The organism is Rhizobium sp. L9 (assembly GCF_002531885.1).
Taxonomy (GTDB): domain Bacteria; phylum Pseudomonadota; class Alphaproteobacteria; order Rhizobiales; family Rhizobiaceae; genus Rhizobium.
The window spans coordinates 99,947-115,286 of record NZ_NWSZ01000004.1; the positions used below are offsets into that span (position 1 = coordinate 99,947).

Below are 15,340 nucleotides of genomic sequence, written 5' to 3' on the forward strand. Positions count from 1 at the left end.
GGGCATGCCGCGTCCCTCCCACGGCGGCGGTGGTTTCATCTTCCCGGAGCGCCATCTAGTGCACGAAAAGTCCAAAGGTAGTCCTGGCAATGTAGCTGGTTGCCGATCAACCGAATTTCATCGATTTCCCACTCGCCTCGCTTGAGTTGCCGCCCCTGCGCGCCCGCTCCAGTCGAGCCACGCTCGCATTCGGCACGAGTGCGGGCTCCATCCGGCGTCCTTTGCTGGCGCGCGAAGCCATCAAGCTAGCAGCCTTTCTTCCGCATCTTCTTTTCGATCTTTGCCTTCCTTTCAGGCCCGTCGCCGGCATGTTTTCCGCCGGTCAAACCATGATCCATCATCGCCTGCAGCTGCGCACAGCTCTTGTGATTGTGGTGCTTGCCGCCCTTGGCGGTGGCATCGGCGGACGTGAAGGCAAATAGCAGCGCTGCGGCCGCCGCTGATTGAAAAAGAGCAGCCAGCCTCATGGTCCCTCTCCTCTTGTCGCCCATAGTAGGATCAAGCCCTTGGACCGGCAACGCTGCTCGTGTCGCGCCGCTGCAGAAACAGCATTGCTAATTTCTTCGCCGCCAGCCGATCGCGATCGGGATCAGACCAAGGTCGGGGTTTTATCCGACCGAGGGCTTAAGAGAGGAACAGTGAGGTTTAACCGAAGTTTGCCATGGAGCTATCCATCCACTCCGGATGCGAAAGCGCTTCAAGAACAAACGGAGGAATATCCTATGATGAAGGTAACACATCTGGCATTGGCAGCGGCCCTTCTGGCCGGCACGGCGGCGTCCGGCTACGCCCAATCGTCAAGCACGGTCGGAACCGGCGGTTCGTCGGCAGGCGGCGGAACTGCGAGCAGCACCGTCGGTACTGGTGGCAGCTCTGCCGGGGGCACCTGCCCGGCCGGCACGACCAACTGCAATTCCGGCTCGTCCTCGACCCTCGGCACCGGCGGCTCGTCGGCCGGCGGCGGCACATCCAGCAGCTCCGTCGGCACCGGCGGTAGCGCTGCTGGTTCGGGGTCCGGCTCAGGCTCTGCTTCGACGCTCGGCACCGGCGGCTCATCGGCCGGCGGCGGCACGTCCAGCAGCAGCGTGGGAACCGGCGGTAGCGCCGCAGGTTCGGGCGATGCCAATTCCGCTTCGAGTGTCGGAACCGGCGCATCGTCGGCGGATGGAGACAAGACCGGCAGTACTGTCGGCACCGGCAGCAGTGCTGCAGGCTCTTCGCACGACAACAAAGGCAAGAAAGGCTGCGCACCGGGCCAGGTCAAGAAGGACGCCGCCGGCACTAAAGGTTGCTGACGATGTCGGCCGGCGCCTTGATGGCGCCGGCCAAAACCTTTGGAGATGAAAGCAATGACCAGATTTCCGACAATCGCATTGACGGCATCGCTCGTGGCGATCGGCGGGCAGGCCATGGCCGAGGAGATCAAGCTCGACGACGGAACGACGTGCACCGTCGTCCAGTCCCAGGCGGGCGACATGTCCACCACCGTCACCGCCGGCAACGGGCATGTGTCCTCGTCGACCACGAGGGGGAGCGGTTCGGCCGGCTCCACCTCGTCATCGGCCTCCGCCGGATCCTCGTCGAGTTCGGGAAGCGTCGACAGCTATTCGACCGCCAGCGTTACCCGGCCCGACGGCACCGTCATCACCAAACGTTCCGATGGAACCTGTTCGGTGACGAAACCGAAAAAATAGGAGATGGCAATGAAACCTATCAATCTTATCGCTGCCGCCTCGATCGCGCTGCTCGCATCGAGCCCGGCCGTTCTTGCAGAAGAGTGTAATGCGGCAGGAACCGTTGGAACGGCGGGAAGCGCTGCTGTCGGCGGCACATCCGCGAGCTCCGTCGGGACGGCCGGCGCCTGCCAGACTGACGGCGGCACGACATCGTCGATCGGATCCGGCGGAAGTGCCGCGACGGTCGACGGAAAGGCGCAAAGCAAGACCCACATCAATGACAATGGCGACAAGCTGAAGGCGCAGACCAAGGCCCAGGCGGTCGACCAGGGCACGTTTAGCAAGTCCCGCACCAAGACCAGCACGGACGGCGACAGCTTGCAAAGCACAACGCGTACGATGTCGCATGTTCCCGGCGAGAAGCCGGTGAAAGGCACGACCACTCAGAAGATCATCTTGCCGCAACAATAAGGTAAGGGGGCTCACCTCTCTTGAACAAGGTGAGCCGTGCCTTGCCGCCATTGCGGACCGGCGCTCAATGCCGGTCCTCCCCGCCGCCAACACAGAGCATTCAACCATCCATCGAGCGAAACCGCTACAACCTGCGGAGCTGCAAAGCTGCGTGAGCTCGTTTCCCGATTCAAGCTGCGTTCGACAGCTTCGACGCAGCCTGCGGCGTGCCTCGCTTCCTCAGTTCATGGCGTTGTGGAAAGTCTCGAAAATCAGCGCCCGCAGCCAGCGATGGGCGGGATCTGCATCCATGCGAGGGTGCCAGGCCTGGACGATGTTGAAAACCGGCACGGCGACTGGCAGGTCAAAGGTCCTGATCCCGCTGATCGGGGAAGACTTGCAATAGGACTTCGGGATAGAGCCGATCAGATCGGAAGCCGCTGCAACGGCGATCACCGCCGGGAAACTCGGGACGATCAGCCTGACATCCCGGTAAAGGTCCAGCTCGGCGAGCGCCCTGTCGACGGGACCGGCATAGTCCGCTTGCGGCGAGAAGACCACATGACCACAGGCGGCATAGCCCGCAGCCGTTAGCCCTGCATCGAAGATCGGATGCCCCGCCCTTGCGACACCGACGAACCGGTCCTCGAAAAGACTCTGGCAACGCAGCTCCCCGCCGTCCCGCGGCAGGACACCGATATCCAAATCGATTGCCGCGTCCCGCAAAGCCTGAACGTCCTTGTCCGATCGCGGCGCAAAACGAAGCCTTATCCCCGGCGCGGCGTTGGTCACGGCGGCGCTGAGGTCGGCGGCGTAGAGAAGCACGAAGGCCTCATTGGCACGGATGGTGAAGTCGCGCCGCACTTCCCGGATTTCCACGGTCGATGGCGGACTCAGCACCGCTTTCACGGCGTCCTTCAACACCTGCACCTCTTCGGCAATCGCCAGGGCATGCGGTGTGGCGACCATGCCGCGCCCGGCCGGCACCAGGATCGGATCGCCGAGTGCCGCCCGCAAGCGCGACAGCGTCCGGCTCATGGCCGATGTGCTGAGGCCAAGCCGGCGAGCGGCGGCCGATACGCTCTGCTCGCGCAGCAACGCATCCAGCGCCACCAGAAGATTGAAATCGAGATCGGACATGGCGCTATTCTATCAGGCATGGCGCTATATGCAACGGTCAATTGCTTCAGTTGCGTCTGGCGCAGGAGATCGACGAGGGCTAATGAATCGGCCATCCCATAAGCATCCCGGAGTTTCCATGTCCCTCACCTGCACCCCCCCGATCTCTCAAGATGGCCTGGCGTCGCCCCGACGGTACCTGGCTGTCGCCCTCCTGCTTCTGGCAATTGTTCTCGTCGTTCTGGATGGGGCGATCGCCAATGTCGCTTTGCCATCGATCGCGCTTTCGCTTCACGCGCAAGCGGACAGCACCGTATGGGTCGTCTCCGCCTATCAGCTGGCCGTGCTCGTCGCCATTCTTCCCTGCGGGGCGCTCGGCGAGATCTACGGCGCGCGCAGGGTCTTCCTGATCGGCGTCGCGCTGTTTACCGCGGCATCCGCAGCCTGCGCCTTGGCGGACGACCTGCCCGTGCTGATCCTTGCTCGCTTCGCACAGGGCCTTGGTGCGGGCGCGATCATGGCGCTCGCGATGATGAACCTGCGCCAGGCCCTGCCGCAGCACATGCTGGGTCCGATCATCGGCGTCAATGCCATGATCATCGCCATTTCCTCCGCGGCGGGCCCGGGCCTTGCCGGCGCCATCCTTTCCGTTACGAGCTGGCCCTGGCTGTTTGCGGTCAACATACCGCTAGGCATGATCGTTCTCTTCGGCGGCGGCCTGCTGGGGCAGGTCGAAGGCGCGAAGCGGAAGCTGAATGCGAAGGTGTTGCTGGCCAATACAGCGATGTTCATCCTGTTCTTTTCAGGCGCCGATCGGATTGCGACCGCGCCGGTCAGCGGCGCCGCCCTCATCGTGGCGTCGCTCGCCTGCCTGTTCAGCCTGCTGCGCCTCGAACGGAACAGTGACGTCCCGCTCATTCCGACCGATCTCCTGGCCGCACCGGCATTCCGCGTATCGGTCATTGCCTCGATTTTCTGCTTCTGCGGTCAGATGCTGGGCACCATCGCGCTCCCTTTCTACCTGCAGCACAGGCTGCACATGACGCCGGTTCTGGCCGGTCTCTACATGATGGCCTGGCCGGCCGCGACTGCGATCATTGCGCCCATCTCGGGACGCCTGGCAAACCGCGTCAAGACGGCATGGCTTTGCGCCATCGGCGGGGCGCTGTTGGCGCTTGGTCTGCTGGTGGCGGGCCTGACGCCGCCCGATCCGCGCGGTACCGCCTTTGTCGTCGGCACCGTGGTCGCCGGCCTCGGTTTCGGACTGTTCCAGACGCCGAACAACCGCATTCTCCTTCTTTCGGCACCGAAAGCCAGAAGCGGTGCGGCCGGCGCCATGCAGGGCACCGCGCGGCTTCTCGGCCAAACCCTGGGCGGGATCTCCATGTCAATCCTATTTGCAACATTGGCGCTGTCGACGGCACTCGACTTTGCGGTCGTCATATCGGGCGGCTGCGCAGCCGCAGCCAGTTTGGTCAGCCTGAGCCGGGCGCGCTACGAAGTGGCGGGACAGCCCGGAGCGTCCTGAACGAGCTTCTGGCTTTACGGAGCCGGTCGCCTGCCGCATCGCAGCCATGCTTGAGATCAGGTTGAGCTTTGGCCGGCCATCGTGTAAAGCCGCAGCATCCCCGGACAAGACCAGATTTCCAGCAAGGCATGAACAATGGACGGCTTCGATCTCATCATCTTCGACTGCGACGGTGTTCTCGTCGATTCCGAAATCATCGCGGCCGAAGTTGAATCCGCGCTTTTGACGGAGGCCGGATATCCGATCGGCGTCGAGGAAATGGGCGAGCGTTTCGCCGGCATGACCTGGCACAACATCCTGCTGCAGGTTGAGCGTGAGGCCAGCATCCCGCTTTCGGCTTCCCTGCTCGACAAGTCCGAGAAGCTGCTCGACCTCAGGCTGGCGAATGACGTCAAGGCGATCCCAGGCGTCGAATTCGCCGTCTCCAGGCTGCCGATGAAGCGCTGCATCTGCTCGAATTCGAGCATGAAGCGGCTCGACATGATGCTGGGCAAGGTCGGGCTGAAGCCGCTCTTCGCGCCGAACATCTTCTCCGCCAAGGATCTCGGCGCCGACCGCGTCAAGCCGAAGCCGGACATCTTCCTGCATGGCGCAAGCCGCATGGGCGTCTCCCCCCAGAAGACCGTCGTGGTCGAGGATTCCGTCCACGGCGTGCACGCGGCCCGCGCCGCCGGCATGCGCGTCATCGGCTTTACCGGCGCGTCGCACAGCTACCCCGCCCATGCCGACAAACTGACCGATGCCGGCGCCGAGACGGTGATCTCACGCATGAACGACCTGCCGGGCGTCGTTGCAGCGCTTGCGGCCTGGGAAGGCGTGCTTTAAGGCCTCGGCCATTCGCTCGGCTGCTGGGCCCGATGCGGTCGCGGCACACCCCTCCTCCACGCCGACGGGCGTATGCCTCCCGGCAACGCCTCTCCTCCGTCATCCCAGGGCTTGACCCTGGGATCCATGCGGCGGGCACGGCGTCAGGAGCGATGGAGTGCAGCTGCAGGAAATTATTGAGGCCGCGTGCTTGGTTGTGGATCCCAGGGTCAAGCCCTGGGATGACGGAGTGTGGGGTTGGCGTTCTCGCCAAACGCATCGGCGGCGCAGGTTGTGAGACGTCGCTTTCGCCGAAGCTTGTGGGCGCCGGATCTGGCGTCGCTTCATCGCCGTAGCTGTGCCGATGTGCCCAGACACCACCTCTGATGCGCCGGCGGGCTAATGCATCCGGCACCACCTCTCTCCGCGCCGCGGAGTTATCGATCGCGGCACCACCTCTCCTCCGTCATCCCAGGGCTTGACCCTGGGATCCATGCGGCGGGCACGGCGTGGAAAGGCACGGCATCCAACTGCAGGAAAATCACAGAAGCCGAATGCCGGGTCGTGGATCCCAGGGTCAAGCCCTGGGATGACGGAGTGTGGGGTTGGCGATGTTGCCAAACGCACCGGCGGCGCAGCTTTTAAGACGTCGCTATTACCGAGGCTTGTGAGGGGCGCTCCTGCCGAAGCTCGTGCGAATGCAAAATCTAGCTGCTCTTCTTGCTCTTGGCCGGCTGGGTGTCGAAGCCGACGTTGACGCGCACCAGGGCGCCGGCGCCGACGGGCATCTTGATGCCTTCCTTGCGGAAGATGACCTGCGTGCCCGGCGAGCCCGGCGGGATTTCGGTCGCGAACTTGGTGACCTCGGAGTAGAGCACGTTTTCGCCATCGAGCACGCTGACGCGAATCGGCAGCGTCACCGGGCCGGGAGCGCCGGCGGGGCCGGTGATCAGGCGCAGCTGGGCGACGACCGTCATCGTCAGGTTCGTGTCGTTCAGCATGCACTGGCGGGTGTAATCGCCGAAGGAAGCCTGGACGGCGATCTGCTGCGGATCGTCCTTCTTGCCCTTGGCATAAGTGCGGAAGATCGCATCCTGATCCCGCATGAAGATCTGCGGGCAGGCGCCCTGGACGACCGGGGCAGTCGTGCCCTGCGCGGTCTTGGCAGTGCCGATCGACGGATTGTTCGACGAGGGGTTGGCGGGTGCCAGCGGCATGATCTGGGCGTTGCCGTTCGGCTGGGCGGGCGCAGCCTCCGGTTTGCTGTCGCCGCCGATGCCGAGCGAATTGCAGCCGGCGAGCAGGCCGACAAGAGAAGCGGAGACGATGAGACGCGAGACCTTGCCGAGCACGATATTCCACCCCTTGCACAAGCGTTTCTTGGCGGCCCCATGTCTTTTGCGTGAGGCCTTTCACGACGGTTTGCGATGGTCTATATCAGCGGCTCAAACAAAAATCGATTGGGTACGCGCCGTTTTGATGCACTTTTCGCCGCCGGATGCGGGCAACTTCAACAAGATAACGGCGATCATATGTCCGCAGCGCCGCGCCCACTCGGTTTCCGGCGAGCAAGCGGCCGGTTTCTTTCAGCGATAGATCAAGGATGACCAACGTGGACTATATCTCGACCCGCGGCGAGGCCCCTTCCCTCGGCTTTTGCGACGCCCTCTTGACCGGGCTGGCGCGCGACGGCGGGCTCTATGTTCCCCGTGAATGGCCTCACTTCTCCAAGAAGGAGATCCGTGCGCTCAGGGGCAAGACCTATCAGGAGATCGCCTTCACCATTCTCTCGCCCTTCACCAATGGCGAGATCCCCGAGGCGACCTTCCGGGCAATGATCGACGAGGCCTACGGCACCTTCCGCCATCCGGCGATCGCGCCGCTCATCCAGACCGGGCCGAACAGCTTCGTCATGGAACTGTTCCACGGTACGACGCTCGCCTTCAAGGACGTGGCGATGCAGCTGCTGGCGCGGCTGATGGATTATGCGCTGGAAAAGCGCGGCGAGCGGGCGACGATCGTCGGCGCCACTTCGGGCGACACCGGTGGGGCGGCGATCGATGCCTTCGCCGGGCGCGAGCGCACCGATATCTTCATCCTCTTCCCGCACGGCAAGGTCTCGCCGGTGCAGCAGCGGCAGATGACGACCTCAACGTCTTCGAACGTGCATGCGCTCGCCGTCGAGGGCAATTTCGACGATTGCCAGAACCTGGTGAAGGCGATGTTCAACGATGCGGCCTTCCGCGACAAGGTCCGTCTCTCCGGCGTCAACTCGATCAACTGGGCCCGGATCATGGCCCAGATCGTCTATTATTTTACGACGGCGGTGGCGCTCGGCGGCCCGGACCGGAAGATCTCGTTCACGGTGCCCACCGGCAATTTCGGCGATATCTTCGCCGGCTACTGCGCCAAGCGCATGGGCCTGCCGATCGACCGGCTTGTCATCGCCACCAATGAAAACGACATCCTGACGCGGACGCTGAAGACCGGCCGCTACGATATGAAGGCGGTCAAGGCGACAAGCTCGCCGTCGATGGATATCCAGATCTCGTCGAACTTCGAGCGGCTGCTGTTCGAAGCCTATGGGCGCGATGCCTCGAAGGTACGCGCGGCGATGGAAAGCCTGAAACAATCCAACGGCTTCGAGATCGGCGGCCAAGCGCTGAAAGCGATTCGCCGCGACTTCCGGGCCGGGCGCGCGAGCGAGCGGCAGGTGGCCGAGACGATCCGCAAGACCCATGCCGAGACCGGCTACCTGCTCGATCCGCATTCGGCGATCGGCGTCTTCGTGGCAAAGAAGAAAGAGAAGCCGAACACGCCGATGGTGACGCTTGCGACCGCGCATCCGGCGAAATTCCCGGTTGCCGTAAAATCGGCCAGCGGTATTGACCCGGCGCTTCCGACGTGGCTTGCTGGTCTGATGCAAAGGGAGGAGCGTTTCCAGATCATCAAACCGGAGCTGAAAGCCGTTGAGACCTTCATCGGCAAACACGCCCGCAGCGAGACGACGGCAGGCGCAGAAAGATAGCCAATGACAGTTGAGTGCACCCGGCTCAAATCCGGGCTGACAGTAGTCACAGAAACCATGCCGCACCTGGAAAGCGTTGCGCTCGGAGTCTGGATCAAATCGGGATCGCGCAACGAGACGGAAGATGAGCACGGCATCGCCCACCTGCTCGAACACATGGCCTTCAAGGGCACGGCGCGCCGTTCGGCCCGCCAGATTGCCGAGGAGATCGAGGATGTCGGCGGCGAGGTCAATGCCGCCACCTCGACCGAAACGACCTCCTATTATGCCCGGGTGCTCAAGGACCACGTGCCGCTCGCCGTCGACATTCTCGCCGACATCCTGACGGAATCGGCCTTCGAGGAGGAGGAGCTGGAGCGTGAGAAGCAGGTGATCCTGCAGGAGATCAACGCTGCCAACGACACGCCCGACGACGTCGTGTTCGACCGCTTCTCCGAGGCCGCCTATCGCGACCAGACGCTCGGGCGCGCGATCCTCGGCACGCCGCAGACCGTCGTCTCCTTCACGCCGCAGCAGATCCGCACCTATCTCGGCCGCAACTACACGACCGACCGCATGTTCGTGGTGGCGACCGGCGCCGTCGACCACCAGGAATTTCTGCGCATGGTCGAGCAACGTTTCGCCAGCCTGCCGACGCAGCCTTCGGCGCCGCCGGTGATGGAAGCGGCCCGTTATATCGGCGGCAGCGTGCGCGAGCCGCGCGACCTGATGGACGCGCAGATCCTGCTCGGCTTCGAGGGCAAGCCTTACCACGCGCGCGACTTTTACTGCTCGCAGATCCTCGCCAATATCCTCGGCGGCGGCATGTCCTCGAGGCTGTTCCAGGAAGTGCGCGAATTCCGCGGCCTCTGTTATTCCGTCTATGCCTTCCACTGGGGCTTTTCCGATACCGGCATCTTCGGCATCCATGCCGCCACCGGCGGCGAAAACCTGCCGGAGCTGGTGCCTGTCATCATCGACGAGCTGCACAAGTCGGCCAGCGAGATCCACGAGAAGGAGATCGAACGCGCCCGCGCCCAGATCCGCGCCCAGTTGCTGATGGGCCAGGAAAGCCCGGCCGCGCGTGCCGGCCAGATCGCACGGCAGATGATGCTCTACGGCCGGCCGATCTCCAATCCGGAGATGATGGAACGGCTGGAGGGCATCACCATCGAGCGGCTGACCGACCTCGCCGGCCGGCTGTTCTACGATACGGTGCCGACGCTTTCGGCGATCGGGCCGCTGGAACAGCTCGCGCCGATGGAAGACATCATCGCCTCGCTTTCGGTCCCGGCGCCGAAGACGATGCAGGCCAGCTGAGCCGACGTCCGTCTGCCGGGAGTGATCGATGCCAAAATCGGTGTTTCGGTTTCTGTCGCGGCAGCCGGATGCGGTGGAGCTGGAGAACGAGAAATACCTTTTGCGCCTGCCGCGCTATCAGGATTTCAACCAGTGGCACCGGCTGCGCGCCGAAAGCCGCAAGTTCCTCGAACCCTGGGAGCCGACCTGGCGGCGCGACGAGCTGACGGAGGGCGCCTACCGCGCCCGCGTCATCCGCGGCAAGCAGGAATATGCCTCGGGACAGTCGATCCCGCTGTTCATCTTCCTCAAGGAAAACCGGACGCTCGTCGGCGGCATCACCATCGGCTATATCAGGCGCGGTGCGGCACAAAGCTGCATGATCGGCTACTGGATGGGCGAACGCTATGCCGGCCAGGGGCATATGTACGCTGCCCTTCAGTTGGTTATTCCTTACATCTTCTCCGGGCTTGAGTTGCACCGTATTGAAGCAGCCTGTATTCCAGATAACGCGCGCAGCATGCGTCTGCTTGAAAAGGCCGGGTTTCAGCGGGAAGGTTATCTGCGCGGATATTTGAAGATCAACGGTCAGTGGCACGACCACGTGATGTTTTCACGGCTCGCCACCGATACGGATAAAGGCAGGAAAACCGACAGCCGATGACCAGAAACAGCATGCTGCCCAAGTCACCGTCCGGACGAGTGATCGCGGTGATCGCAGCCCTTTTCCTGGCGGTCTTCGCCCTTTCAGCGGGCGTTTCGCAGGCGGCCGAACCGGTGAAGATTTCCCGCGACGATACCGCGCTCGACCTGACGGCGACGACCGAGATCTACGCCAACCAGGGCGAGGCCTTCCAGGTGTCCACGGCCGCCGGCGCCGACGGCATCCGCCGGCGTATCGAGGTCCGGGCGAGTTCGGAGAACCATCAGGGCGACTGGGCGGTGTTTGCGCTCGCCAACGTCTCGGAGGAACAGCTGGAGCGCGTCATCGTCGCGCCGCATTTCCGTCTAGTCAATTCCAAGCTGTTCTGGCCGGATCTCGGTTCGCAGCGCATTATCGCCATTACCCCGAGCGAAGGCTTTGCGCTCGACCGCCAGCCCAGCGACGAGGCCGACGTCTTCCGGATCACGCTCAATCCGGGCGCCGTCATCACCTTCGTCGCCGAACTGTCGACGCCGCAACTGCCGCAGATCTATCTCTGGGAACCGAACGCCTACAAGGATACGATCAACGCCTTCACGCTCTATCGCGGCATCGTGCTCGGCATTGCCGGCCTGCTCGCCGTGTTCCTGACCATCCTCTTCGTCGTCAAGGGCACCTCGATGCTGCCGGCAACGGCGGCGCTCGCCTGGGCAGTGCTCGGCTATATCTGCGTCGACTTCGGTTTCCTCGGAAAGCTCATCAGCGTCGCCTCGGCCGACCAGCGAATATGGCGCGCCTGCGCCGAAGTTGCGCTCGCCTCGAGTTTCGTCATCTTCCTCTTCACCTATCTGAACCTCAATCGCTGGCACGCCCATCTCGGCTACGCCACGCTCGCCTGGGTGCTCGGCCTTGCCCTGCTGTTCGGCGTGGCGATCTACGATCCGTCGATCGCCGCCGGGATCGCCCGGCTGTCCTTTGCGCTGACGGCCGCGACCGGCCTGCTGCTCATCATCTATCTCGGCTTCAATCGCTATGATCGCGCCATTCTGCTGGTGCCGGCCTGGGCGCTGACGCTCGTCTGGCTGTTCGGGGCGTGGCTGACCGTGACCGGACGGCTGGACAACGACATTATCCAGCCGGCGCTCGGCGGCGGCCTGGTGCTGATCGTGCTCTTGATCGGCTTCACCGTCATGCAGCACGCCTTTGCCGGCGGCGCCTTTCAGCAGGGACTGTTTTCCGATCTCGAGCGGCAATCCCTGGCCTTGACCGGCTCCGGCGACATGGTCTGGGACTGGGATGTGGCGCGCGATCGCGTCGTCACCATTCCCGACGTCTCGGTCAAGCTTGGTCTCTCCCCCGGCACCATGCATGGGGCGGCGCGCAACTGGCTGCCGCGGCTGCATCCCGACGACCGCGACCGCTTCCGCGCCACGCTCGACGTGCTGCTCGAACACCGGCGCGGCCGGCTGAACCACGAATTCCGCATCCGCGCCGAGGACGGGCATTTCCATTGGCTCTTGATCCGCGCCCGGCCGGTGCTCGGCTCCAACGGCGAGATCATCCGCTGTGTCGGCACGATCGTCGACGTCACCGAGCAGAAGAATTCCGTCGAGCGGCTGCTGCATGATGCGCTGCACGACAATCTGACCGGCCTGCCGAACCGGCAGGTCTTCCTCGACCGGCTGCAGTCGGTGCTGGCGCTAGCGCCGGGCGGCGAGACGCTGCGCCCGACTGTGATGGTGATCGATATCGACCGCTACAAGCTGGTCAATGATTCCCTCGGCGTTGCCGCCGGCGACAACATCCTGATTGCGCTGACGCGGCGCCTGCGGCGTCTGATGAAGCCGCAGGACACGCTGGCGCGGCTTGCCGGAGACCAGTTCGGCCTCATCCTGGTCTCCGAGCACGATCCGGCCAAGGTCGCCGATTTTGCCGATGCTGTGAGCAAGGCGATCATGGTGCCGATCAATTTCGCCAATCGTGAGATCATCCTGACCGCCTCGATCGGGCTCGCCTCCTGGGTGGACCGGCAGGAGAGCGCCAGCGGCCTGCTCAGTGATGCGGAGCTTGCCATGTATCGGGCAAAACGGGCCGGCGGCAACCGCGTCGAGCCGTTCCAGCCGGCTTTCCGCGACTTCGGCACCGACCGGCTGCAGCTCGAAACAGACCTGCGCCGCGCCATCGAGCGCAGGGAATTGTCGATGGTCTACCAGCCGATCGCCCGGCTTGAAGATGTCGAGGTCGCCGGCTTCGAGGCGCTGATGCGTTGGGAGCATCCGAAACGCGGCAATATCCCGCCGTCGGAATTCATTCCGCTTGCCGAGGCGTCCGACATCATCGGGGCGCTCGGCATGTTCGCGCTCGAACAGGCGACCAATGACCTGATGAACTGGCAGAACCAGACCGGCGAACTGCCAATCTTCGTGTCGATCAACCTGTCGAGTGTGCAGCTGCTCAACAACGAGCTTTATGACGATGTGCGCTCGGTTCTCGCCAAGACGCATTGCACGCCCTCGCGGCTCAAGCTGGAACTGACGGAATCCATGGTGATGGAAAATCCGGAACAGGCCCGCCTCGTTCTGCAGAAGCTCAAGGAAGCCGGCATCGGGCTGGCGCTCGATGATTTCGGCACCGGCTATTCGTCGCTTGCCTATCTCACCCGCTTCCCCTTCGATACGATCAAGCTCGACAAGGCGCTGGTGCGCGACAGCAGCGACAAGAAGGCAACCGTGCTCCGATCGGTGATATCGATGGCGGCCGAGCTCGAGATGAAGGTGGTGGCCGAGGGAATCGAATCCAACGAGGATGCGATCGAGCTTGCCAAAATGGGCTGCAGCTACGGGCAGAGCTATCTCTTCGGCCCGCCGATGCCGTCGGACTCGGTGCTGCGGCTGCTTCGCGATCGGTTTCCGCTGACGAAACGGGCGTGATCACCGGCAATGATCTCCCTAGAAATGGCGATTGACCGGCGGCCGGCAATATGCGCCACTCGCTTATCATATAAGGAATTTGCGATGCTCAAACTTCTGCTCGCCCTGTCGATCGGCGTCTTTTTCGTTTCGCCGCTTCAGGCCGGTGACGTCCATCCCGTCATGAAAGCCTGCGTGCCTGGGGTGAAGCATTGTGAACGATGGACCCAGGAATTCCAGACGGCGCTCGCGCTGGCACAGAAGGGCGATCATGCCGCACAGCAGACCGTGGCTTTCTGCCTGTCTTCCGGATGCCATGGCGCGGTGGTCGTCGACAAGGTCGCCTCCTGCAGCTGGCATCTCGTCATCACCAATTCAGGTGCGGCCACCGTGCTCGACCGGTCCAACCTCAGGAACACCTGCCGGCCGATGACGCCGGCTCAGAAGGACGAAGCCCGTGCTCACGCCGGCGAGCTCGTCCGCAAGATCTATAATCGTGACATGGCGGCGACCGACCAGATGTAGGCTCGGCCTCCTGCGGCGCTCGGCCAACGACACGTAAAATAAATCTCATTGCCCTTGCGGCTTTGGCCGCTATTCTCCTCTCAAGAAAATCGGGAGGACCATAATGATCCTGCATTGCGTGTTCCTGCGGCTGAAGACGGCGCTGACGATGGACGACAAGCAATCGCTGTTCGACGCGATCGTCGCGCTAAAACAGGTCATCACGGGCATATTGGATATTAAATACGGGCCGAATGTTTCGCCCGAAGGCCTGCATGCCGGCTTCGTCGACGGTTTTGCCGTAACCTTCGAAAGCGCCGAAGCCCGGGACGCCTATCTCGTCCATCCCGAACATGTGGCGGTCGGCGAGCGTATCGTCTCCTCGACGGACGGCGGCCTTGCCGGCATCCTGGTCTTCGACCTCAATCTCTAGCGTAGGAAGCGCGCCGCTTGATTCAAGGCTTCATGCGACGCCCTTTCAGAGCGGCCAGCCTTTAGCTCGATTTCGCCATAGCGGCGGCGAGTTGATCGACATTGTAGCGGAACATCTTCTCATAGGTCGGCGCCGGGCCCTTGGCGTCGGAGAGAGATTCGACATAGAGCTCGCCGCCGGGCTCCGCGCCGGTGGCCTTGGCGACCTGCTTGACGAGGCGCGGATCGTTGGAATTCTCGAAGAAATAGGCCTTCACATGCTCGCTCTCGATCTGCTCGATCAGCTTGGCGACGTCGGCGGCCGAAGCCTCGCTCTCGGTGGAAAGGCCAAGCGGCGCGAGGAAGCTGACATTATATTCGCGGCCGAAATAGCCGAAGGCGTCATGGCTGGTCAGCACCTTGCGGCGGTCGTCGGCGATCTTGTCGAATTTCGCATGGGCATAGGTGTTCAGTTCATCGAGCGTCTTCGTGTATTTCTCGGCATTGGCCTTGAAGGCGGCGGCATCGGCCGGATCGGCTGAAGACAGCGCCTTCTCGATATTGGCGACCCAGACCTTGACGTTGACGGGACTGTTCCAGACATGCGGGTCGGTGATCTCAGCACCGTCCTCCTCCATGGTGCGAGTGGCAATGCCTTCGGACACCATGACCGGCTTGCTCTTGTAGCCCGAGGCAGTGATCAGCCTGTCCAACCAGCCTTCCAGCCCTTCGCCGCTGACGAAGGTGACTTGTGCCGCCTTCAAATTCTTCGCATCGGCCGGCGACGGCTCGAATTCATGGGGGTCGCCGTTCGGTCCGACCAGGCTCGTCACATGCACATGGTCGCCGCCGACCTGTTTGACGACATCGGCAAGCACGGTGAAGGAGGCAACCACCTTCAGCGTTTCGGCGGAAGCCGGCGCGGCCGAGAGCGCCATCAGCGCGGGAAGTGCGGCGGCAAGAAGCAGTCTGCGCGGGTTCATCGAAGTC

At 63.2% G+C, this 15,340-nt stretch carries 15 protein-coding genes; 11 read left to right on the plus strand and 4 right to left on the minus strand.

The features are described from left to right. Window positions 1-245: 245 nt before the first annotated feature. Window positions 246-467: a hypothetical protein gene (locus CO660_RS04120; protein WP_097597661.1), complete on the minus strand. Its 222-nt coding sequence runs from the start codon at window positions 465-467 to the stop codon at window positions 246-248. 255 nt (window positions 468-722) lie between these two features. Here CO660_RS04120 and CO660_RS04125 point away from each other — a divergent pair, with 255 nt between their 5' ends. From CO660_RS04125 to CO660_RS04135, 3 genes are read left to right on the plus strand one after another with little or no spacing between them, the layout of a single operon-like run. Next, window positions 723-1,295 (plus strand): hypothetical protein, encoded by a 573-nt coding sequence (locus tag CO660_RS04125; RefSeq protein ID WP_085777238.1) that lies wholly within the window; start codon window positions 723-725, stop codon window positions 1,293-1,295. Between the two features lie 54 nt (window positions 1,296-1,349). Beyond that, the gene (locus tag CO660_RS04130) at window positions 1,350-1,694 is read left to right on the plus strand and encodes a hypothetical protein (RefSeq protein WP_097597663.1); all 345 of its coding nucleotides are present in this window, start codon (window positions 1,350-1,352) and stop codon (window positions 1,692-1,694) included. 9 nt (window positions 1,695-1,703) lie between these two features. Next, window positions 1,704-2,147, plus strand: coding sequence for a hypothetical protein (locus CO660_RS04135; RefSeq protein WP_097597665.1), 444 nt, complete (start codon window positions 1,704-1,706; stop codon window positions 2,145-2,147). A gap of 219 nt (window positions 2,148-2,366) precedes the next feature. On the opposite strand, the gene CO660_RS04140 is transcribed toward CO660_RS04135, so the two are convergent. Further along, the gene (locus CO660_RS04140; protein WP_097597667.1) at window positions 2,367-3,266 is read right to left on the minus strand and encodes a LysR family transcriptional regulator; all 900 of its coding nucleotides are present in this window, start codon (window positions 3,264-3,266) and stop codon (window positions 2,367-2,369) included. Window positions 3,267-3,384: 118 nt separating this feature from the next. Between CO660_RS04140 and CO660_RS04145 the strand changes: the two genes are divergently transcribed. Both CO660_RS04145 and CO660_RS04150 read left to right on the plus strand, forming a co-directional pair. Continuing rightward, window positions 3,385-4,773, plus strand: a complete 1,389-nt coding sequence (locus CO660_RS04145; protein WP_176536222.1) for an MFS transporter — start codon at window positions 3,385-3,387, stop codon at window positions 4,771-4,773. A 135-nt stretch (window positions 4,774-4,908) separates the two neighbouring features. Then, complete coding sequence (locus CO660_RS04150) at window positions 4,909-5,598, plus strand: HAD family hydrolase (RefSeq protein WP_097597670.1); 690 nt, start codon at window positions 4,909-4,911, stop codon at window positions 5,596-5,598. Between the two features lie 686 nt (window positions 5,599-6,284). On the opposite strand, the gene CO660_RS04155 is transcribed toward CO660_RS04150, so the two are convergent. Further along, window positions 6,285-6,932 (minus strand): hypothetical protein, encoded by a 648-nt coding sequence (locus CO660_RS04155; RefSeq protein ID WP_176536231.1) that lies wholly within the window; start codon window positions 6,930-6,932, stop codon window positions 6,285-6,287. A 248-nt stretch (window positions 6,933-7,180) separates the two neighbouring features. Between CO660_RS04155 and thrC the strand changes: the two genes are divergently transcribed. The 6 genes from thrC to CO660_RS04185 all read left to right on the plus strand — a co-directional run bounded on the left by thrC (window position 7,181) and on the right by CO660_RS04185 (window position 14,372). Then, entirely contained in the window at window positions 7,181-8,605 is a 1,425-nt protein-coding gene (thrC, locus tag CO660_RS04160) for a threonine synthase (protein WP_097597672.1), read from the plus strand. A 3-nt stretch (window positions 8,606-8,608) separates the two neighbouring features. Next, the gene (locus CO660_RS04165; protein ID WP_097597674.1) at window positions 8,609-9,904 is read left to right on the plus strand and encodes a pitrilysin family protein; all 1,296 of its coding nucleotides are present in this window, start codon (window positions 8,609-8,611) and stop codon (window positions 9,902-9,904) included. A gap of 28 nt (window positions 9,905-9,932) precedes the next feature. Next, the gene (locus CO660_RS04170) at window positions 9,933-10,547 is read left to right on the plus strand and encodes a GNAT family protein (RefSeq protein ID WP_097597676.1); all 615 of its coding nucleotides are present in this window, start codon (window positions 9,933-9,935) and stop codon (window positions 10,545-10,547) included. Then, window positions 10,544-13,456 carry a sensor domain-containing phosphodiesterase gene (locus CO660_RS04175; protein WP_097597679.1) on the plus strand — a complete coding sequence of 971 codons (2,913 nt, stop codon included), beginning with the start codon at window positions 10,544-10,546 and terminating at the stop codon, window positions 13,454-13,456. Before CO660_RS04170 ends, CO660_RS04175 begins: the two co-directional genes overlap by 4 nt. Window positions 13,457-13,540: 84 nt before the next feature. Next, the gene (locus CO660_RS04180; RefSeq protein ID WP_097597680.1) at window positions 13,541-13,960 is read left to right on the plus strand and encodes a hypothetical protein; all 420 of its coding nucleotides are present in this window, start codon (window positions 13,541-13,543) and stop codon (window positions 13,958-13,960) included. 103 nt (window positions 13,961-14,063) lie between these two features. After that, complete coding sequence (locus CO660_RS04185) at window positions 14,064-14,372, plus strand: Dabb family protein (protein ID WP_097597683.1); 309 nt, start codon at window positions 14,064-14,066, stop codon at window positions 14,370-14,372. Window positions 14,373-14,433: 61 nt separating this feature from the next. On the opposite strand, the gene CO660_RS04190 is transcribed toward CO660_RS04185, so the two are convergent. Then, window positions 14,434-15,333 carry a zinc ABC transporter substrate-binding protein gene (locus tag CO660_RS04190; protein ID WP_097597685.1) on the minus strand — a complete coding sequence of 300 codons (900 nt, stop codon included), beginning with the start codon at window positions 15,331-15,333 and terminating at the stop codon, window positions 14,434-14,436. Window positions 15,334-15,340 lie beyond the last annotated feature (7 nt).

What these genes read in the sequence shown, in the direction of transcription:
- CO660_RS04120 (WP_097597661.1), bottom strand. Translation starts at nt 467, where the DNA reads ATGAGGCTGGCTGCTCTTTTTCAATCAGCGGCGGCCGCAGCGCTGCTA.
- CO660_RS04125 (WP_085777238.1), top strand. Translation starts at nt 723, where the DNA reads ATGATGAAGGTAACACATCTGGCATTGGCAGCGGCCCTTCTGGCCGGC.
- CO660_RS04130 (WP_097597663.1), top strand. Translation starts at nt 1,350, where the DNA reads ATGACCAGATTTCCGACAATCGCATTGACGGCATCGCTCGTGGCGATC.
- CO660_RS04135 (WP_097597665.1), top strand. Translation starts at nt 1,704, where the DNA reads ATGAAACCTATCAATCTTATCGCTGCCGCCTCGATCGCGCTGCTCGCA.
- CO660_RS04140 (WP_097597667.1), bottom strand. Translation starts at nt 3,266, where the DNA reads ATGTCCGATCTCGATTTCAATCTTCTGGTGGCGCTGGATGCGTTGCTG.
- CO660_RS04145 (WP_176536222.1), top strand. Translation starts at nt 3,385, where the DNA reads ATGTCCCTCACCTGCACCCCCCCGATCTCTCAAGATGGCCTGGCGTCG.
- CO660_RS04150 (WP_097597670.1), top strand. Translation starts at nt 4,909, where the DNA reads ATGGACGGCTTCGATCTCATCATCTTCGACTGCGACGGTGTTCTCGTC.
- thrC (WP_097597672.1), top strand. Translation starts at nt 7,181, where the DNA reads ATGACCAACGTGGACTATATCTCGACCCGCGGCGAGGCCCCTTCCCTC.
- CO660_RS04165 (WP_097597674.1), top strand. Translation starts at nt 8,609, where the DNA reads ATGACAGTTGAGTGCACCCGGCTCAAATCCGGGCTGACAGTAGTCACA.
- CO660_RS04170 (WP_097597676.1), top strand. Translation starts at nt 9,933, where the DNA reads ATGCCAAAATCGGTGTTTCGGTTTCTGTCGCGGCAGCCGGATGCGGTG.
- CO660_RS04175 (WP_097597679.1), top strand. Translation starts at nt 10,544, where the DNA reads ATGACCAGAAACAGCATGCTGCCCAAGTCACCGTCCGGACGAGTGATC.
- CO660_RS04180 (WP_097597680.1), top strand. Translation starts at nt 13,541, where the DNA reads ATGCTCAAACTTCTGCTCGCCCTGTCGATCGGCGTCTTTTTCGTTTCG.
- CO660_RS04185 (WP_097597683.1), top strand. Translation starts at nt 14,064, where the DNA reads ATGATCCTGCATTGCGTGTTCCTGCGGCTGAAGACGGCGCTGACGATG.
- CO660_RS04190 (WP_097597685.1), bottom strand. Translation starts at nt 15,333, where the DNA reads ATGAACCCGCGCAGACTGCTTCTTGCCGCCGCACTTCCCGCGCTGATG.